The organism is Empedobacter sp. GD03797 (genome assembly GCF_029842105.1).
Taxonomy (GTDB): domain Bacteria; phylum Bacteroidota; class Bacteroidia; order Flavobacteriales; family Weeksellaceae; genus Empedobacter; species Empedobacter falsenii_C.
The window spans coordinates 49,271-68,608 of the sequence record NZ_JAOCFS010000016.1 but is presented as its reverse complement, the minus strand read 5'-3'; the positions used below and the strand labels follow the sequence as shown (position 1 = coordinate 68,608).

Below are 19,338 nucleotides of genomic sequence, written 5' to 3'. Positions count from 1 at the left end.
TTCAATAAATTCCCTTGCAGTTTTACCAGGATTTATCGCTGTTTTCTTTAATGTGTAGTAAAATCCTTTGTTTGTATGCGCATACAAATCTTGTAATTCATCTAATATATAAGTTTTATTAATTCTCTTATTTTTACGTTGACCACAATTTCCACAGAAATTTTCTGTAATCAAATTACCACAAGTCATACATTTATCACTCATAAAATATTAAGAATTAATTATTTCTATTTTTTAATTCTTGGTTGATTTGATTCAGACCTGTAACAAATGGAATAAAAATGACAGATAAAGAAACAAAAACGACATTTATAGGTTTTAAATAATTTGCAAAAACTCCAAGAGTAAGTGAAATAGAAATTACAAGTAATATAATTTGAATCGTAACTGTTAGTTTATTAACTTTTTTATGTTTAGTCTGTAATTCATCTAATGTTAGTTCTGATAATTTATTTTTAGTTTGCATGAGTTTTTAGTATTAATTACATCAAAAATAAAAAATTAAATGAAACAAAAAAGGATTTCAAAAAATGAAATCCTTTTAATATTATCCTAACATTCTAATCGCGGTTTTTAGACCTTCGATAAATGTATCTATTTCTTCTTTTGTATTATAAACAGCAAATGAAGCGCGTACCGTTCCCGGAATATTGAAATGTTGCATAATTGGTTGCGCACAATGATGACCAGTACGAACAGCAATTCCTTTTTTGTCTAAAATCATTCCGACATCAGACGAATGAACGCCATCAAATTTTAAGTTGAACGAAACAGCGCCAGAATGTTCTGCATCTTTTGCATAAATCACCACTTCATCAAATTCTGATAAACGTTGAATGGTATAATCTACCAATTCTTTTTCGTAATCGTGAATGTTTTGTATTCCGATAGAATTGATAAAATCTACCGCAGCTCCAAGTCCGATAATTCCTGCAATATCTGGTGTACCAGCCTCAAATTTGAAAGGTAAGCAAGCATAAGTCGAAACTTCCATCGTGACATCTTTTATCATCTCTCCTCCTCCATGAAAAGGTGGTAATTCATTCAAGATATCTTCTTTTCCATACAAAATACCGATTCCAGTTGGACCGTACATTTTGTGACCAGAAAAAACCAAGAAATCACAATCCATTTCTTGCACATCAATTGCAGTATGTGGAGCAGATTGCGCCGCATCAATCAAAACCCAAGCACCTTTTGCATGCGCTTTTTCGATAATTGTTTCAATTGGATTTACAACACCCAACGCATTCGAAACTTGATTAACACAAACTAATTTGGTTTTATCTGTCAATAAATCATCCAACTTCTCAATATCCAAAATACCTTCTGCAGTTAACGGAATATATTTCAGTTTTGCACCAGTTCGCTGACACAACAATTGCCAAGGAACGATGTTAGAATGATGCTCGATTTCGGTAATAATAATTTCGTCATCTGCTGTTAAAACATTACGAAGTGAATTAGAGACTAAGTTAATTCCTTCCGTTGTTCCACGCGTGAAAATGATTTCATAATCGTGTTTCGCATTAATAAATTTTTGAATCTTACGACGCGATTCTTCCATCAAATCTGTTGCTTCTTGACTTAATGTATGAATTCCACGGTGTACATTTGCATTGTACTTTTCGTAATATTCGTCTAAAACATCTAAAACAACTTTCGGTTTTTGAGAAGTTGCACCATTATCTAAATAAACCAATGGCTTTCCGTTGACTTCTCTATTTAAAATTGGAAATTGACTTCTTATTTGTTGAATATCTATTGACATTTTTTTTAGTTTTGAGTAATGAGTTATGAGTGATGTGTAATAAAAAAGTAAGTATTCAAAATAGTTTCAAATACTTACTTTATATTTCAAAATAAGTTCAACTTAAAACTTATTACGTATAACTCAGAACTATATTTTATAATTCGAAATCTAAACTAACTCCTAATTTTTTTGCAATTATAGAGTTTACTCTATTTGAGATTTGCGGAATTTGTACATGGCGCAAAGCGTCTGCAGCAAAGGCATACAATAACATTGCTTTCGCTTCTTTCTTCGGAATACCACGTTGTTGCATGTAGAATAAAGATTCTTCTTCTAATTGCCCAACTGTACATCCGTGCGAACATTTTACATCGTCAGCAAAAATCTCTAATTGAGGTTTTGTATTAATTGAAGCTCCATCAGATAATAAAACATTATTATTTTGTTGGAATGCATTCAATTTTTGTGCTTCTTTATGAACAAAGATTTTACCATTGAAAACTCCTTGCGCTTTCTCATCGTAAATTCCTTTGTACAATTCGTGTGACTCACAATTCGGAAAATTATGTTCCACAAATGTATGATGATCGATATGTTGTTTACCATCAATCACCGTAATTCCGTCCATTACAGAGTTACAATTTTCTCCATTTTGGAAGAAATTCAAATTGTTACGTACAATTTTTCCTCCAAAAGCAAACGTAAATACATTGGCACGAGAGTCTCTTTCTTGGTTAATGTATGTGTTGTCAACTAAAGAAGCATCATTAGAATCATTTTGGAATTTATACCAATGAATTTCAGAATTACGTCCAACATTCACCTCCGAAACAACATTTGTTAAGTTTGCTTTTTCGTCTAATGTTTGATGTCTTTCGATAATTTGAACTTGCGCATTATCTCCAACTACAACCAAATTACGTGGTTGATACATTGCTTCTTGAGAAGCTCCTGTTGAGAAATAAACAATCTGAATTGGCTTAGATAAAATCACATTATTTGGAACATAAATATAAGCTCCATCTTTTGCAAAAGCTGTGTTTAAAGCTACTAAACTTTCATCTTTTTTCGCGATTTTTCCGTAATAATTCTCAATTACAGCTTGATGAGTTGTTTTATGCATTGCACTAGACAAGACACAAATATCAGCTTCATCATGTGTTGTATTTGACAAAAACGAAGAATATTTTCCGTTAATGAATACGATTGTATATGTATCGATATCATTAATCAAATATTTCTTGATGTCTTTGTACTCTACTGCAACTTCGTCTTCTGGGAACAATTTGTAATCCACCTTCAACAAAGGAGCAAGATTTGTATATTTCCATTCTTCGTCTTTACGTGTCGGAAAACCTTTTTGATTAAAGATTTCGATGGCTTCTTGACGTAAACCTTCGATTCCTTTATTCACTTTATTTTTTTCGTTGAACACTAAATGACGAGAAACTAAATTTTCTTTTAAATCAATCATTTTAGATATTGTATTAATGTATTATGTAAGAAGTAAAAAGTACTTTGGACTTAATACATTTTACATTTTACAAAATGTTTAGATTCCTGCTTCTTCTTTTACCCAGTCGTAACCTTTTGCTTCTAATTCTAAAGCTAATTCTTTACCACCAGATTTAATGATTTTTCCGTCTGCTAAAACGTGTACAAAATCAGGAACGATATAGTCTAATAAACGTTGGTAGTGTGTAATTACTAACACTCCATTGTTCTCATTTTTGAATTCGTTTACACCATCCGCAACAATACGTAAAGCATCAATATCTAAACCAGAATCAGTTTCATCTAAGATCGCTAATTTTGGGTTTAACATTAACATTTGGAAAATTTCGTTACGTTTTTTCTCACCACCAGAGAAACCTTCGTTAAGTGAACGAGATAAGAAATCTTTTTTAATTCCTAATAATTCTGCTTTTGCACGAATTTCTTTCAACATTTCAGAAGCTCCCATTTCTTCTAAACCTTGCGCTTTACGTGTTTCGTTGATAGAAGTTTTGATGAAGTTTGTTACAGAAACTCCAGGAATTTCGATTGGATATTGGAAAGACATAAAAATTCCTTTTTGTGCTCTTTCTTCTGGTGCTAATTCTAAGATTGATTCATTATCAAACTCGATATCACCATCCGTTACTTCGTATTCTTCTTTACCTGTAATAACGTTAGATAAAGTTGATTTTCCAGCACCATTAGGTCCCATAATCGCGTGAACTTCACCTGGATTAATTTGAAGGTTTAAACCTTTTAAAATTTCGCGCTCTTCGATACGAGCGTGTAAGTCTTTTATATTTAATAACATAATCTAATTTGTAAATTAGTTAATGTGATAATTTTCTAATTATCTTGATTTTGATATTAGATGTCAGACTTTAGAATCCTCCAACTATATATCTATTTATTAATTATTGTTAATTTCTAACTTCTCAATTCTAGTTTCTAAAAACTATCCTACAGAACCTTCTAATGAGATTTCTAATAATTTTTTCGCTTCAACAGCAAATTCCATTGGTAATTTGTCTAATACTTCGCGGCTGAATCCGTTTACGATTAATGCAATCGCTTTTTCTGTATCGATACCACGTTGATTACAATAGAACAATTGATCTTCACCAATTTTAGAAGTTGTTGCTTCGTGCTCTAATTGAGCCGATTTATTTTCAATCTCGATGTAAGGGAAAGTATGCGCACCACACTCGTTACCCATCAACAATGAATCACATTGTGAAAAGTTACGTGCTCCTTCGGCATTTTTCATTACTTTCACTAAACCACGGTAAGAGTTTTGAGATTTACCAGCAGAAATACCTTTCGAAATAATTGTCGATTTCGTATTCTTACCGATGTGAATCATTTTTGTTCCAGTATCTGCTTGTTGATAATTATTTGTTACCGCAATTGAGTAAAACTCACCTACCGAATTATCTCCTTTTAAGATACAAGATGGATATTTCCACGTTACCGCAGAACCTGTTTCAACTTGCGTCCACGATACTTTTGCATTTTTCTCACAAACTGCACGTTTTGTTACAAAGTTGAAAACTCCACCTTTTCCTTTATCATCACCAGGATACCAGTTTTGCACTGTAGAATATTTGATCTCAGCATCATCCATAATGATTAACTCAACCACAGCAGCGTGTAATTGGTTTTCATCACGCATTGGCGCTGTACAACCTTCTAAATACGAAACATAAGAACCTTCATCCGCAATTAACAATGTACGTTCAAACTGTCCTGTTCCTGCAGAGTTGATACGGAAATATGTTGACAATTCCATTGGACAACGAACACCTTTTGGAATATAACAGAATGATCCGTCCGAGAAAACTGCCGAGTTTAAAGCTGCATAAAAGTTATCTGTTGGTGGAACTACTTTACCAATGTATTTTTTCACCAATTCTGGATGCTCTTTAATTGCTTCCGAAATTGACATGAAAATAATTCCTTTTTCTGCTAAAGTTTCACGGAAAGTTGTTTTTACTGAAACTGAATCAAAAACCACATCAATTGCAACTCCAGATAAACGTTTTTGTTCGTCTAAAGAGATTCCTAATTTCTCGAAAGTTTTTAATAATTCAGGATCAACTTCGTCTAAACTTGCTAATTCCTTCTTAGGTTTTGGAGCTGCGTAATATTGAATAGCCTGAAAATCTGGCTTTTCGTAAGTTACGTTTGCCCATTCTGGTTCTTCCATCTTAACCCAAGCACGGTAAGCTTCCAAACGCCATTCCGTCATCCACTCCGGTTCCTCTTTTTTGGCTGAAATAGCACGCACGATATCTTCATTCAATCCAACTGGGAATTCTTCATATTCCATTTCAGTCGTCCAACCAAACTCATATTGCTTTTGGCTAGCAAGATCTTCACGTAGATCGTCTTCTGTATATTTTGTGTTACTCATCTTATTATTTATAAAATGTATAGGTAAAATTAAACTGTAAAGGTTGCTGTTTATCAGCTTTATTTCCTAAAAATTTGAATTCTTTTAATCGTTGATTTTGATCTAAAATCACCTCAAATTGTGGTTGATTATTTTTCGAAATCTGATATTTATTTTGAGCAATTAATTTAATTTCTGACCAAGGTCCTTCTACCAAATTAATTCTTTCTGTTTTTGGCGCAACATCTGGTGTATATTCTTTTATTTTGAATGGCACCTTGAATGTTGAACTGCTATAACAAATCTTATTAATGTCTTGACCTAATGATTTTGTAATTCTACAATCGTGCATTAATCGGTCTTCGAAACCAATTTTCTGATCCATATAGGTTTTCTTCAACATCACATCTCCTTCTAACCAAATGATATCAAAAAGTTTATTTCCGTTTTTGACATACATATTTTCTTGGTCGTAAAAGAATTGATTTGTTTTTGCTTCACTTCCTTTTCTTGCAATTGTTTCGACAGAAATTACACCATCTTTGTACGTATAACTTACTTTAGTTGGTGTTGCAACCTCATCAGTCAATTCAAAATCAAGAAGATTTCCTGTCACATCATAATTTGCTTTGTACGCAACTTTTTTGTTTGATGCATTGGTAATGGTGATTGTTTTGATTTTTGATTCGTCTAAATCCAACGCTTTTATAAAAGGTTTTACATTAAACAAACCGAAAAATAGTTGTTCTGAATAGACTTTATTCAATTTTTTTGAAGATTCGGTTGGTTGAAAAACCATCAAATCTTTTTCTACAATTGTATTTTGTCCAAAAGCAACAAAACCAATCAAAAACGTAACGAATAAAGCTATTTTTTTCATCTTAAACAGCAAAACTTTCTCCACAACCGCACGTGCGCGATGCATTTGGATTATTGAATACGAAACCTTTTCCATTCAATCCTCCCGAATATTCTAATGTCATTCCAACAAGATATAAGAATGATTTTTTGTCAACCAAAATTCTTACATTATTGTCATCGAATAATTTATCATCTGCACTTTGTTCTTTTGTAAACTCTAAATTATAGTTTAAACCTGAACATCCTCCACTTGTTACTCCTACACGTACAAAAGATTCTTCGATAGAAGTTCCTTCTTCTTGTAAAAGTGAAATTATTTTATTTTTTGCTGATTCTGAAACCTTAATCATTTTATTCTAATTTTATATTGCAAAGATACTTATTTAAAATGACTTCAAATAATGAACGATATAAATATTAACAATCACTTAAGTTATATTATTTATCGCCAACTTACAATTGGATCAAATTACTTCAATCCCAATTTGTTTCGTGTACGTTTCAATACTTTTTGTGCAACATCTCTTGCTTTCAATGCTCCATTTTCTAAAAATGCATCCAAAGTCACTTTATCATTCATCAACTCATCAAACTTAGTACGCGCATCAGCATATTTCTCTAAAATCAATTCGTATAAAGCCTGTTTTGCATGACCATATCCGTAACCTCCATTCAAATAATTTTGACGCATTTCCTCTATTTGTTCTGGCGTTGCCAATAATTTGTATAAAGCAAAAACATTGTCTGTATCTGGATTTTTTGGATCTTCTAATGGCGTTGAATCCGTTTCAATCGACATTACTTGCTTGCGCAATTGTTTTTCTGGTAAGAAAATATTGATAAAATTATTTCTTGATTTAGACATTTTATTTCCATCAGTTCCAGGAATCAACATAATATTTTCGTCGATTGCTGCTTGCGGTAAAACAAAAGTTTCTCCCATTTGGTGATTGAATTTTTCGGCAACACTACGTGTAATTTCCAAATGTTGCAATTGATCTTTACCAACTGGTACAACTTCTGCATCATACAATAAAATATCCGCAGCCATCAAAATTGGATACGTAAATAATCCAGCATTTACATCTGCTAAATAATCCGCTTTATCCTTGAAAGAATGCGCTAAAGTAAGACGTTGAAATGGAAAGAAGTTCAATAAATACCATGTTAATTCTGTTGTTTCAGTCACATCAGATTGACGGTAAAAAACTACTTTCGAAGGATCTAAACCTAATGCCAGCCAAGTTGCAGCCACTTCGTACGTATTTTGTTTTAACACTTCCGCATCTTTTATTTGCGTTAAAGCGTGTAAATCAGCAATAAAAATGAAAGAGTCATTTCCTTCTTTCTCCGTTAATTCGATTGCGGGAGAAATTGCTCCTAAAATATTTCCTAAGTGCGGAGTTCCAGTAGCTTGAACTCCTGTAAGTATTCTTGGCATTTGTTTAAAAATTTAAGGAGCAAAGATAAACTTAATCAACGAAATGCACCAATTGTAACGAGAAGTTTATTTGAATTAATTGACAAGAATGACGAAAAACATATGGATGAACTAAAAAAGCTTCCCAATTTGTCGAAATGGCCAAGTGATTGTGCGACCTACTTTTCTTAAAATAGTTGGAGATTTATAATAACTTACAACAGTAGCTCCTAAAGTAACTTCACTTGCTTCGTTATTACTTATAATTTTTTGACAAACTTCGGGATTACTAAAAGTGAATGATTGAATTTTATCAACAGAATATTCTTTGTATTCAATTTCGTAATTTGACTGTCCTTTAGGAACTTTAAGTTCAAATTTCCCATCTTGATTTGTAACTGATATTTTGTTACTTTCTTTCAACTTAATTTCTGCATCCGAAATAGGGAATCCATTTGTATCATACAATAAACCTTGTACAACAATCGAATCATTCTCAGTTTGTGCTTTTGTAATAGTTGAAAAGCTTAAAAATCCAACTAAAGATGAAAGTTGTAACCATCTTTTGGATTGATTAGAAATAGATTTTGAAGCTTCGTATGAATTAAACTGTTCTAAATTTCTGTTTTTAATTTTTACACAAGCAGTAGGATTATCATTCAGAAAAGTTTTTAATTCTTTGAATGAATAATGATCCAAATCGTGAACACATTTAGAACAAACATCACAAAACTTTTGTTGCGAATCTGCATCTTTCATTTCGTCCCAATTCTGATTGCATTTTTTGTCTATTTGTAGCTGCATAAAAATCTACTTTTCAATAAAATTAAACTTTTTTCGAAAATTTTTCAAACCTCAACCAACCTTTTTGCAAAAAGATGAATCTATAAAGAAAAAGGATTCATTAACCTTAAATTATATTGATATGAGTAACAAAGCTTTTTTAGACATTCTTTTCGAAAATCGAAACAAAGAATATGGTGCTTATCAACTGAGACAAGTTGCAAGCCAAGATTTGATGAAATCTCTTTTTGTAGGAATTGGTATTGTTGCATTAATTACTGGTGGAACTATTTATGCAAATAATAGAACAATGAATAATGAAATAACAAAAAAAGGTGATGGTGTAATTGTTATTTTAGATGATGTAACTCCTCCTCCTCCCGATAAAAAAGTTGAAGAAGTTGTTCCTCCAAAAGAAGATCCACCGATGGAAGAAAAAACAATTCAATTGAAAACAGATCAGGCGAAACACATTATTCCGACTCCAACAGAAAGTCCGAAAATTGAAGAAACTATAAAATCTGTTGACGAACTGAAAAAAGTAGATTTAGGTCTTTTTAATAGAGATGGAGATCCTTCTAAAGGTCAAGTTGGCGGTGGTGAAGAAAGTCCTGAAGGAAATAAAGTAGGTAAACAAAATACGGACATTCCAGAAGGACCAAAAACTCTAGAACTTAAAAAACCTGATGTTGCAATTACAGCGAAAAATGCTGCGGTAATGGCAATTTATCCTGGTTGTGAAAGCGAAAGTAAAAAAGGAAATGCTGCATTGACAAAATGTATGAGTGATAAAATATCGAAAGAATTAGGTGGAGAATTAAGTGATTTTGCCGAAACTGCTTCTCAGAAAAACCTAGGCACAGCCGTTGCTAAAATGCAATTTATTGTGAACAAAAATGGAGAAATCTCGCAAGTAAAACCGTTGAGCGGAAGTAATCAAGATTTAGGGAAAGAGGCTAAATCTGCGTTGGAGCGTATCAATAAACAAATTCTAAGAAAAGGTAAAAAAATAACACCTGCAAAATTAGAAGATGGCTCTGATGCAAATTTAATTTTCTCAATTCCGGTTAGATTTCAAACAAACGAATAATTAATAATACTTTTCTTTCTGAAACCATTGCATTCATTTTTTTTGAGTGTGATGGTTTCTATTGTTTAAGAAATTGAATATCTATTCAGAAAAAGTTCCTTTAAATGCATATTTGTCGTATAAAATTTAAGTTTTAAGTCAATCTTAACACAATAAAATTGTAACTTCGTCGCGAATTATGAATAAGAATATTGTTTACGGATTGATTGGTTTCGGTTATTTTTTGATCGGAATTTTTACTTGGAAATATCAGTTTTTCATCATCAAATTAGATGAAACAAAAGCGATGTTATTGGGTATTTTATTTATTGTTTATGGCGCTTTTCGTGTTTATCGCGGTATAAAATCTTATAAAAATGATCAAAAAAATTAGTTTACTTTCACTTTCAGCCTTTCTTATTTTTTCTACTTTTAGTTGTAAAGACAAGGAAAAACCAACAAAAGCAGAACAAAAAACTGCTGTAAAGCGAGCTTTGCACGAATACGGAGATTTGGCAATGACGGTTGATCCTAGTTTTAAGAATTTGGCGCAATCGTTGGCAGATATGTACATGGTAGATTATCCGGATGTGAAAATTACGATTAACGAAGAGATTGAAGAAAAAGCAATCAAAGATTTTTACGAAGGTAAAATTCCTGTTTTAATGGTAAGTAAACCGCTTACAAAAGCACAACAACAACATTTATTCGACAAAACAACAACCAAATATATTTCGTCTGTAATTGCTTTGGATGCAACAGTTTTTATTACTTCTGTTGATAATCCAATCAATTCTATTACGGTAAATGATATTAAGGATAATTTGTACAAAAAAGATCCGAAAATAACGTTTGTTTACGATCATCCAAACTCAGCGAATTTCAACACAATAAATGATAAACTAAAATTATCTGTAGAAAATGGCGCAAAAGTAACAGCGATGGGTGATGCTGAGAAAGTGATTGATTTTGTGCAAAAAGATAAAACTGCAATCGGAATTATTGGATTGAATATTTTGAGTGACAAAGGAAATCCAAAAGTTGAAGAATATCTTAAAAAGGTAAAAGTATTATCAATTGCTGATGATAAAGGAAATTTGGTGTTGCCAACTATCCCGAATTTGAAATATGGTGTTTATCCTTTTTATCGTCAAATTTATATTTTGAAAAATGAAGTTGGTTTCGGAATTGGAGCAGGTTTTACGAGGTTTGCAGGTTCGCAGCGTGGTCAAAAAATTGTAACGCGCGAAAGTCTTCAACCTTATTATATTTATAAACGTGAAGTTCAGATTAACAATTTAGAACAACCCTTACAATAAAACAAAAAACCTTCCGAATTGGAAGGTTTTTTTACTTTTTAACGGGGAAATCTTTATGATTTTCTTTTATCTTTTTAATCTTTTCGAAATTTGAATTAAAATTCCCATTAAACAACTTTTTTATTTCTTTTTGCTTAATCAACCAATCTTCTATCGGACTTCCTTTATTTATTTTAGTTGCATCAATTTCACTTAATAATTCTGTTGCTCTTTTATCTATTTCTATAATATTTTCAAAAGTATCAAAATTAATCGGCCCAAATCATTAGGCATTGTTACACAACCTAAAGTGTAAGAAACGACCATCGGATAATCTTTATAATGTTTATACAATTCCACAATTCGAATATCATCTCTGTAAACTAATTCTTCACTTGAATAAATTCTTAAAACATCATTAGAATTTTTTGCTAAATAGAACAAATCATCATTCGATAATTGATTTTTGATGTTCTCAAATTTTTGATAGACTTTGCTTTTACTTCCTCCTATCCCTACATGAGAAGATTCTGCATTCTCTTCAATTAATAAAGGTTTAATTAATCTTTGATTCTTCGAAGATAATTGCCCAAATGAAATAATAGGTAAGAAAAATAAAAGTAAAATACTATTCATAATATTAATCAAATCTTGCTCCCCAAGGATTTTGCAAATCGAACCCTAAACTAAATAACATTCCGTTCTTGCGACCATCAACTTGATAATCTGACAAGCCAATATCGTAAGAAATTCCAGCTTTTAAAGAACCAACTTTAAACTTTAGAATTGGAGAAACAAACAACGGATTGCTATTTTTAGAATCCATTCCTTGCTTGTACCCTACTCCAATGTCTACACCTTGATTATTGTCTCCAAAACCAATATGCGACATCAAATTGATATCCAAATGACGCTCCGAATTCGAGTTCAAATTATACACCAACGAAGGTTCTAACGCAATTCCTTCGGAAACGTTCCATTTATATCCAACATTGAAATAATACCACGTTGGCAAAGGTTCTACATTGTTAATATAATACACATTTTGGCTCAATGGAATATCCAAAACCGACACTCCTGCAGAGAAACCAGCATATTTGAAAGACAATCCCAAATTCGCAAAATAAGTAGAATATTTATCTTCTTGTAAAGCAGGATCATTTGGATCTTCCGCAATAATTTTTGAATAATCAAAACGTTGCGAAACATTAGAAGCTCCAACTCCAAACGAAAAAACATTGATTTCGTTTCCATCATAACTTCTGTCATCAATAGGAATGTGATAAGCCGCATTAATTCCGAAACCAGTCATCTTAACTGCTCCATTTCTATCGTTGAAAAATTGCATTCCCACTGCTAAACGATCTACAATAATTCCGTGCGCACTTACCGTTTGTGTACTTGGACTTTCGGGCAAATCGTCCCACTGATTGCGGTGCGTTCCTGTTATAGAAATCACATTCGGATCCTGCCCTGCGTACGAAGGATTAATCAACATTTTATCACTCACCAAATAGTGATTGTAAAAAGGTAACCCTTGTTGTGCTTCTACTTTCGAAAGTGAAAATAGTGTTAATATGAATAGTGTGATTTTTTTCATAAATATTTTTCAATCAATTAATTGATTTTTCTTTTAACTAATATACTACCAGAATATAAAACTTGCAAATCGTCTGATTGCTTCGAGAACTCTAACAAATACCAATACGTTCCATCTGCAACAGGTTTGCCATTCAGCGTTCCGTCCCATTTTATAATATCTGTTCCTTCTTGTGACAATATCTGTTTTCCGTAACGATCAAAAATAATCAATTTGTACGAATTTGATGTATCGTTAACTTTACCATCTTTTGTCATTGGTTGCCAAATATCATTAAAACCATCATTATTTGGCGTTACAACATTTGGTAAAGCAAGGTAAATAACATTTTTACGCTCCGAAACTCCGCAATTATTCAATCTTACTCTTACTCTAAAATTATTATTTTTGATATTATCTGGAATAATTAATTCATTCTTTGTTTGCCAATCTACGATTACTTTTCCATCAGAATCAAACAACGCATATTCTAACTTTCCATTTCCTTTTGCAGATACAATAACACTCTTTTCATTGATGGTAATTTTGTTAATAGTTGCCGTTTCTGAGTTTGTCAATTTCAAAATAAATTCTTTCGGACAACCTGAATTAATATTTTTAATTGTAATCATATAATCACCAACTCCTAATTCATATTGATATGTTGAAACTTTGATAACATCATTTCCAACAACCGAAAAATCATATTGAGTAACGTCCAATCCTTTCTCTTTTGCTAATTGTTCAAAATCTAACTCATATTTTGTAGCAGAACAAATTTCTGCAGAAGTTGGAATAGCAAAGTCTGGTAATGCATTTTTTTGATAATAGAATTTTATTTTTTCTATTCCACAATAATTTGGATCTTCAAAAACAATCTCAACAAACCCATTATTAGAATTGAACATCGTATAAATTTCGTCAACTGTAGATTTCTCAACTAAAGTTGGATATTTTGATTTAATGTAATCTAAAATAGTTTGTATTTGATTTTTTGCATCCGCATCAGCTCCTTCACAATAAATAACAGAATGATCCTTTGTATACGTTTCTAAAGTAGCTACATTAACAACTAAATCTTGTTTTTTATTGATAATAATTTCTTTTTCTATAAAACACGAATTGTCTAATTTATTTTTGAAAAGAACTTTTACACTGGCTTTTCCACTTGCATCGAAAGTTAATGGTGTTGAATTAATATGCAAAATTTCATAATGATAATCAACAATAGAATTTGCCCCAAATAAATTGATCAAAACTTGTGCATCGATTGTAATTTTATCATCACAATCAGCTTTTAATTCATGCAAGGTGTTGTTTACATTAGGTTTTGTAATGACTTGTAATTTCAATGTCATTTCCTCTGACCAACAACGTTCTCCATTTATTTTCACTTGAAAAGTGATTGTCTTTGATTGATTATCTGTAAGAAATTCATCTGAAATTCCATTAAATGTAATATCTGTTCTGCCAAATTTCGATTTTAAATAAGCTTCGATTTCAGAAATTGTAAAAGTATGTCCTAAGCCAACTTCTGAACAAGAAGAATTTAAAGTCGGAATATTACTTACAGTTTGAAATGTCGATTCATCTAATTTAAATGTTAACTCAACATCTGTATCACAAATTGTATTTCCATTATCAACAGCCAATGCTTTTACAATGATTTTTCCTGTTTTATTTGTTTTGATGTAATTAAATAATTCTGATTCTAAAATTTCTGTTCCATCTTGTTTATAAAATCTCAGATTATATATTTTCCCTGGATTGATTATAAGAATGGCTTTATCCAAATCTGTTTGATTAAAATCTGCTAAACAAATTCCATTAATTGAAGCATCTACAATCTTTGCAGGAGAATTTTTAGTAACTACAAAATCAACCTCATCACTTTCGCAACCTCCTCCTGTTCTTGATTTTATTTTAATTTTATACGTTAAAGTTGTCGTAATTACAGTTGATTGTCCATCAGAAATAGGTAAACCGCCTAAGGTTACAATTACGTCAAAAGCATTTTTATCTTTTCCTAACTTAGAATAAATTCGATCAAAATTTATTTTATAAGAAGAATCACAAGTTGCATCAGAAATATCATCAGTCAAAATTGGTTTTCCCTGAACTAAAGGAATTGAAACTTCATTAGAATCGATTGGACAACCGCCTCCGTAATGAACTTTTATTTTCATCGAAGTGTTTAGACCAACTGCTAAATTTACATTTTGACCTGGTGTATAATTTGTTCCATTGATAACTATTGAAGAGATTGAATAATCTGTATTTACTACAGTAAAAAGCTTCTTCAATAAATCTGCTTCACTTGGAATAGTATAGCTTATTGTACACGCATATTCAGTTTCAATATTAGTTTTAAAATTAAATTGATGTTCTGGAATAAAAGCAATCGGAATTGTATAAATAAATTTTAAATTTCCAGCAGTATCCCTTACTTGTGCATATAGTGTAGTATCTGAACTTATATTTGCCCCAATCGGGACCTCTGTACTAAATGTATTATCTGTAAATAATTTAATATCATTAAAACCAGAATCACTTTGTATAGCATTATAAATTTGACTTGCTGAATAAGATTGACCAAAACATAAATTATTAAAGTTTGTAATCGTTCTCTCTTCAGCTACATTTACTTTTATATCAAAAGGTTCTGTATCACTTCCTCCATAAACAGCTATTACAACAATCTCACCTCTTTTCAAAAGTTCTGATCCTTCAAATGCTTTAGCATAACCATTAGCTCCCGAAAACGTTTCGCACAAATCAGGGTCACCTTCTTTCATTCCTTTTAATAACGACGCTCCTTGAACTGACCTATCTGCATTTATTGTTCCTCCATTATAAAAAATTGTTTCAGGTAATTTACCTTTTTGTATTTTCCAAACTAAAAATCTAAAATCTGGTTTTTTCGCTGTTAAATCAAATGCAAAAACCATATCAAAATTAGCTTCAAAAGAATAGAATTTATAAATTTTTCCAGAATTAAACCCACACTGTGAAGTAGTTGATGTAAATTCAGTTAAATGAGTTTCTAGTTTTTCTCCTTCAAAAGTAAAACCTCCAGTCAATGGATGAATTGTCGGATATTGCCCCCAAACAATCCCACTAATCATCAACAGTAAAAAGTAAAAAATCTTTTTCATACGTCTTTCGTCATCTATTTTAGAATAACGCAATTTACTTTAGAATATTCTATCAACCATAATGTTTCTAATTTTACTGAGATAAACTATCTTTGCAACCTGAAAATTTGATTAAGATGTCTTTAGAACAAGAAATAAATAAAAGAAAAACCTTTGGAATTATCGCCCATCCCGATGCTGGTAAAACAACTTTAACGGAGAAGTTATTACTTTTTGGAGGTGCAATTCAGGAGGCTGGAGCTGTAAAAAGTAACAAAATTAAAAAAGGAGCAACATCCGATTTTATGGAAATTGAGCGTCAACGTGGGATTTCTGTTGCAACTTCTGTTTTGGCTTTCGAGTACAAAGGAAAAAAAATCAATATCTTAGATACGCCTGGTCACAAGGATTTCGCCGAAGACACTTTCCGTACGCTAACTGCTGTAGATTCTGCGATTGTGGTAATCGACGTTGCAAAAGGGGTTGAGGAACAAACAATCAAATTGGTAGAAGTTTGTCGTATGCGCAAAATTCCGATGTTGGTTTTCATTAACAAAATGGACCGCGAAGGAAAGGATGCTTTCGATTTAATGGACGAAGTTGAACAAAAATTAGACTTACAGGTTACACCTCTTTCTTGGCCGATTGGTATTGGAGCAACTTTCAAAGGAATTTATAATATTTGGGAGAAAAACATCAATATTTTTTCTGGAGATAATAAACAAAAAATTTCTGAAACAACGAAAGTTGAAGATTTATCAAGTCCAGATTTAGACACATTAATTGGAACAACTTACGCAGAAAATCTTCGTAATGAGATTGATTTGATTGATGGAGTTTATCCAGAATTTGATATGCAAGAATATATGGACGGAAATTTACAACCTGTATTTTTTGGTTCTGCTCTTAACAATTTTGGTGTTCGTGAATTGTTAGACGCTTTCGTTGATATCGCTCCAACACCTCAATCTAAAGAAACAGATTTGAGAATTGTCGAACCTTATGAAAATAAATTTTCTGGCTTCGTGTTCAAAATTCACGCAAATATGGATCCTAAGCACCGTGACCGTTTAGCGTTTATCAAAATCGTTTCTGGAAAATTTGAACGTAACACAAATTACTTCCATGTTCGTCAAGGTAAAAACATGAAATTCGCTGCGCCAAATGCTTTCTTTGCTGATAAAAAAGAAGTGGTTGACGAATCGTTTGCAGGTGATATTGTTGGTTTACACGATACAGGAAACTTTAGAATTGGTGATACATTGACGGAAGGTGAAAAATTCTCTTTCAAAGGAATTCCAGCTTTCTCGCCAGAACATTTCCGTTACATCAACAATGCTGATCCAATGAAAGCAAAACAATTGGAAAAAGGAATTGATCAATTAATGGACGAAGGTGTTGCGCAGTTATTTACATTAGAAATGAACAATCGTAAAGTTATCGGAACGGTTGGTGCATTACAATACGAAGTAATTCAATATCGTTTGGAGCACGAATATGGTGCAAAAGCAACGTACGAACCTTTCTCTGTTCACAAAGCATGTTGGGTAGAAGTTGAAGATGAAAAATCAGAAGAATTCTTAGAATTTAAACGTGTTAAACAACGTTATTTAGCGAGAGATAAATTCAATCAATTGGTATTTTTAGCAGATTCTGCTTTTACAATTCAAATGACGCAAGATAAATTTCCGTCAGTGAAATTGCATTTTGTAAGTGAGTTTTAAATTTTGGTCAGATAATTGAATTAAGGACTGAAATATTTTTTAGAAAAAAATCTAAATGAAAAAGATCATATTAAGTTTAACTTTGATTTCAGCGTTTGCAGTAAATGCAAAAGCTCAAGATTTGAAATCAATTTTTGGAACATTAAAAAAAGAAGTCGAAAAAGTAAATACTCAACCGACAACACAAAGTAATTCAACTGTAAAAGTTGATTCAATAAAAGTTGTAAATGGTTCAACTGAATCTAAAACAATTTCTGCCGAATCGTTAACAAAATTAAGTGGATTATCTAACGCAACAGTTGCTTCTGGATTGAAAGAAGCTTTGTCATTAGGATTAACGGACGGAATAAAATCATTGGGTCAAAAGAATGGTTTTTACAATAATTCGGTTGCAAAAATCTTGATGCCAGAAGAATTACAAAATGTAGAAAAAACTTTACGTTCATTGGGAATGGGAAGTTTGGCGGATAAAGGGATCAAATTATTGAATTCTGCTGCTGAAGATGCTGTTTCTGAAGCTGCTCCTATTTTCGTAAATGCTGTGACATCAATGACAATTACTGATGCGAAAGATATTTTATTAGGTGGGAATAATTCGGCTACAAATTATTTAAAACTAAAAACAACATCTGAGTTAACAAAGGCTTTTCAACCAAAAGTGGAAGCTTCTTTAGGAAAAGTTGGTGCGGATAAAGTTTGGAATAATTTGATTACAAAGTACAATACTTTAACTGGAAACCAAATCGATCCAAATCTGAATGCTTATGTGACACAACAAACAATAAATGGTGTGTTTAACATGGTTGCAGAAAAAGAAGAAGGAATTCGCGGAAATAAAGCGTTGCGTACAACATCATTGTTACAGCAGGTTTTTGGAGCACAAGATAGTAAGAAGTAAGATATTATGTCATCCTGAACAAGTTTGAGATGACTTTCAATCAAAAAGATTCGCTACGATTTGTAGCGAGTCTTTTTGATTAACTCTACTTCATCAACAACTTCTGAAATTCTTTTCCAATAAAAGGATTGATGATATGCTGAAAGCCTTTTTGTAACGTAAAAACTGTAATTGTCGCATCTGATTCTGGTGAATAAATCACATCTGTTCCCCACCAACCACCGTGATAATAAGCGTTAAAACCTAGATCAAAGTGATAAATTCCTAAACAATATTTGGATTGATCTGAAGGTAAAACATAGGTCGACATCGAATCTAAAATTTGTTTATTCTGAATAATTTTGCCATCAAATAAATACTGAAAAAACAAAGCCGATTCTTTGGCTGTAGAAGCTATTCCACCACCTCCGTACAAATCCCAAGATGGATTCAAATCATACGAATCCCAATTATATTTATCTGCGTATTGATGAACAAGCGGAAGCGTTTGTTGCGGATATTTCTCCAAATCGATAAACCACGTTTGTGTCAAACCTAATTCTCTATACTTTAACAAATCTCGCATTGCTGTATAAAAAGGTTGATGCGTTTTTTGCTCAATAATTTCTGCTAAAAGCAAATAATTAATATCGCCATAACTAAACTTTTCTCCAACTTTTTGCGGACTTCCAATTTCCATTGCACGCTTGATTTGTTCCTCTTTCGTCCATTTATATTTCGTACGCTGATTCACTAATTCAAAAATAACGATATATGAAAATCAGTTAGTTATGGTTTTATGGTACAAATATGGTACAGATAAAAGATCGTGAACATTGTCTTCCTTTTTATTCTTTTGCCGTTTTCTTTAATTTTTTAATGTATGAAAAATAATTCATAAATATCAAAATTAAAGATTAACGCGTATTATTTCATACATTAAATTTGTCG

Annotated in this window: 18 protein-coding genes and 1 pseudogene; 5 read left to right on the top strand and 14 right to left on the bottom strand. The window is 31.8% G+C overall.

Translation table 11 applies throughout. From position 1 onward, the window contains the following. The 10 genes and pseudogenes from N5D90_RS11205 to N5D90_RS11160 form a co-directional block, all read right to left on the bottom strand. Window positions 1–204, bottom strand: a pseudogene (locus tag N5D90_RS11205) (hypothetical protein); the annotation flags it as partial. A gap of 13 nt (window positions 205–217) precedes the next feature. After that, entirely contained in the window at window positions 218–466 is a 249-nt protein-coding gene (locus tag N5D90_RS11200; protein ID WP_280062493.1) for a hypothetical protein, read from the bottom strand. 81 nt (window positions 467–547) lie between these two features. After that, the gene (locus tag N5D90_RS11195) at window positions 548–1,771 is read right to left on the bottom strand and encodes a cysteine desulfurase (RefSeq protein WP_280062492.1); all 1,224 of its coding nucleotides are present in this window, start codon (window positions 1,769–1,771) and stop codon (window positions 548–550) included. 136 nt (window positions 1,772–1,907) lie between these two features. After that, window positions 1,908–3,227 (bottom strand): Fe-S cluster assembly protein SufD, encoded by a 1,320-nt coding sequence (gene sufD, locus N5D90_RS11190; protein WP_280062491.1) that lies wholly within the window; start codon window positions 3,225–3,227, stop codon window positions 1,908–1,910. A gap of 78 nt (window positions 3,228–3,305) precedes the next feature. Next, window positions 3,306–4,061, bottom strand: coding sequence for a Fe-S cluster assembly ATPase SufC (sufC, locus tag N5D90_RS11185; protein WP_038333580.1), 756 nt, complete (start codon window positions 4,059–4,061; stop codon window positions 3,306–3,308). Between the two features lie 144 nt (window positions 4,062–4,205). After that, complete coding sequence (sufB, locus tag N5D90_RS11180; protein WP_038333579.1) at window positions 4,206–5,663, bottom strand: Fe-S cluster assembly protein SufB; 1,458 nt, start codon at window positions 5,661–5,663, stop codon at window positions 4,206–4,208. A 4-nt stretch (window positions 5,664–5,667) separates the two neighbouring features. Further along, window positions 5,668–6,522 carry a hypothetical protein gene (locus N5D90_RS11175; RefSeq protein WP_280062490.1) on the bottom strand — a complete coding sequence of 285 codons (855 nt, stop codon included), beginning with the start codon at window positions 6,520–6,522 and terminating at the stop codon, window positions 5,668–5,670. Between the two features lies 1 nt (window position 6,523). Next, a complete protein-coding gene (locus N5D90_RS11170) occupies window positions 6,524–6,853 on the bottom strand; it encodes an iron-sulfur cluster assembly accessory protein (protein ID WP_114999854.1) in 330 nt (109 codons plus the stop codon). A 119-nt stretch (window positions 6,854–6,972) separates the two neighbouring features. Continuing rightward, the gene (gene trpS, locus N5D90_RS11165; protein ID WP_280048961.1) at window positions 6,973–7,944 is read right to left on the bottom strand and encodes a tryptophan--tRNA ligase; all 972 of its coding nucleotides are present in this window, start codon (window positions 7,942–7,944) and stop codon (window positions 6,973–6,975) included. 111 nt (window positions 7,945–8,055) lie between these two features. Further along, on the bottom strand, window positions 8,056–8,727 hold the full coding sequence (locus N5D90_RS11160) for a hypothetical protein (RefSeq protein WP_280062489.1): 672 nt from the start codon (window positions 8,725–8,727) through the stop codon (window positions 8,056–8,058). 64 nt (window positions 8,728–8,791) lie between these two features. Here N5D90_RS11160 and N5D90_RS11155 point away from each other — a divergent pair, with 64 nt between their 5' ends. The 3 genes from N5D90_RS11155 (at window position 8,792) to N5D90_RS11145 (ending at window position 11,094) form a co-directional block, all read left to right on the top strand. After that, a complete protein-coding gene (locus N5D90_RS11155) occupies window positions 8,792–9,796 on the top strand; it encodes a hypothetical protein (protein ID WP_280062488.1) in 1,005 nt (334 codons plus the stop codon). 178 nt (window positions 9,797–9,974) lie between these two features. Next, window positions 9,975–10,169 (top strand): C4-dicarboxylate ABC transporter, encoded by a 195-nt coding sequence (locus tag N5D90_RS11150; RefSeq protein WP_219035204.1) that lies wholly within the window; start codon window positions 9,975–9,977, stop codon window positions 10,167–10,169. After that, entirely contained in the window at window positions 10,153–11,094 is a 942-nt protein-coding gene (locus N5D90_RS11145) for a PstS family phosphate ABC transporter substrate-binding protein (RefSeq protein ID WP_280062487.1), read from the top strand. The genes N5D90_RS11150 and N5D90_RS11145 overlap by 17 nt, the downstream gene beginning before the upstream one ends. A gap of 222 nt (window positions 11,095–11,316) precedes the next feature. On the opposite strand, the gene N5D90_RS11140 is transcribed toward N5D90_RS11145, so the two are convergent. Genes N5D90_RS11140 through N5D90_RS11130 form a run of 3 tightly spaced genes read right to left on the bottom strand, consistent with a single transcriptional unit; the run spans window position 11,317 to window position 15,807 of the window. Next, the gene (locus N5D90_RS11140; RefSeq protein WP_280062486.1) at window positions 11,317–11,709 is read right to left on the bottom strand and encodes a hypothetical protein; all 393 of its coding nucleotides are present in this window, start codon (window positions 11,707–11,709) and stop codon (window positions 11,317–11,319) included. Between the two features lie 4 nt (window positions 11,710–11,713). Beyond that, window positions 11,714–12,673, bottom strand: a complete 960-nt coding sequence (locus N5D90_RS11135) for a PorP/SprF family type IX secretion system membrane protein (protein ID WP_114999844.1) — start codon at window positions 12,671–12,673, stop codon at window positions 11,714–11,716. A 17-nt stretch (window positions 12,674–12,690) separates the two neighbouring features. Beyond that, the gene (locus N5D90_RS11130) at window positions 12,691–15,807 is read right to left on the bottom strand and encodes a T9SS type B sorting domain-containing protein (protein WP_280062485.1); all 3,117 of its coding nucleotides are present in this window, start codon (window positions 15,805–15,807) and stop codon (window positions 12,691–12,693) included. Between the two features lie 116 nt (window positions 15,808–15,923). Here N5D90_RS11130 and N5D90_RS11125 point away from each other — a divergent pair, with 116 nt between their 5' ends. Continuing rightward, entirely contained in the window at window positions 15,924–17,510 is a 1,587-nt protein-coding gene (locus N5D90_RS11125; protein ID WP_038333563.1) for a peptide chain release factor 3, read from the top strand. A gap of 55 nt (window positions 17,511–17,565) precedes the next feature. Continuing rightward, a complete protein-coding gene (locus N5D90_RS11120) occupies window positions 17,566–18,408 on the top strand; it encodes a DUF4197 domain-containing protein (protein ID WP_280062484.1) in 843 nt (280 codons plus the stop codon). 85 nt (window positions 18,409–18,493) lie between these two features. Here the strand turns inward: N5D90_RS11120 and N5D90_RS11115 are convergent, their stop codons facing one another. Next, complete coding sequence (locus N5D90_RS11115; protein WP_280062483.1) at window positions 18,494–19,141, bottom strand: serine hydrolase; 648 nt, start codon at window positions 19,139–19,141, stop codon at window positions 18,494–18,496. Window positions 19,142–19,338: the final 197 nt, after the last annotated feature.

Bases quoted from the DNA above. Each gene is read 5' to 3' on its own strand.
- N5D90_RS11200 (WP_280062493.1), bottom strand. From the start codon at position 466: ATGCAAACTAAAAATAAATTATCAGAACTAACATTAGATGAATTACAG.
- N5D90_RS11195 (WP_280062492.1), bottom strand. From the start codon at position 1,771: ATGTCAATAGATATTCAACAAATAAGAAGTCAATTTCCAATTTTAAAT.
- sufD (WP_280062491.1), bottom strand. From the start codon at position 3,227: ATGATTGATTTAAAAGAAAATTTAGTTTCTCGTCATTTAGTGTTCAAC.
- sufC (WP_038333580.1), bottom strand. From the start codon at position 4,061: ATGTTATTAAATATAAAAGACTTACACGCTCGTATCGAAGAGCGCGAA.
- sufB (WP_038333579.1), bottom strand. From the start codon at position 5,663: ATGAGTAACACAAAATATACAGAAGACGATCTACGTGAAGATCTTGCT.
- N5D90_RS11175 (WP_280062490.1), bottom strand. From the start codon at position 6,522: ATGAAAAAAATAGCTTTATTCGTTACGTTTTTGATTGGTTTTGTTGCT.
- N5D90_RS11170 (WP_114999854.1), bottom strand. From the start codon at position 6,853: ATGATTAAGGTTTCAGAATCAGCAAAAAATAAAATAATTTCACTTTTA.
- trpS (WP_280048961.1), bottom strand. From the start codon at position 7,944: ATGCCAAGAATACTTACAGGAGTTCAAGCTACTGGAACTCCGCACTTA.
- N5D90_RS11160 (WP_280062489.1), bottom strand. From the start codon at position 8,727: ATGCAGCTACAAATAGACAAAAAATGCAATCAGAATTGGGACGAAATG.
- N5D90_RS11150 (WP_219035204.1), top strand. From the start codon at position 9,975: ATGAATAAGAATATTGTTTACGGATTGATTGGTTTCGGTTATTTTTTG.
- N5D90_RS11145 (WP_280062487.1), top strand. From the start codon at position 10,153: ATGATCAAAAAAATTAGTTTACTTTCACTTTCAGCCTTTCTTATTTTT.
- N5D90_RS11140 (WP_280062486.1), bottom strand. From the start codon at position 11,709: ATGAATAGTATTTTACTTTTATTTTTCTTACCTATTATTTCATTTGGG.
- N5D90_RS11135 (WP_114999844.1), bottom strand. From the start codon at position 12,673: ATGAAAAAAATCACACTATTCATATTAACACTATTTTCACTTTCGAAA.
- N5D90_RS11130 (WP_280062485.1), bottom strand. From the start codon at position 15,807: ATGAAAAAGATTTTTTACTTTTTACTGTTGATGATTAGTGGGATTGTT.
- N5D90_RS11125 (WP_038333563.1), top strand. From the start codon at position 15,924: ATGTCTTTAGAACAAGAAATAAATAAAAGAAAAACCTTTGGAATTATC.
- N5D90_RS11120 (WP_280062484.1), top strand. From the start codon at position 17,566: ATGAAAAAGATCATATTAAGTTTAACTTTGATTTCAGCGTTTGCAGTA.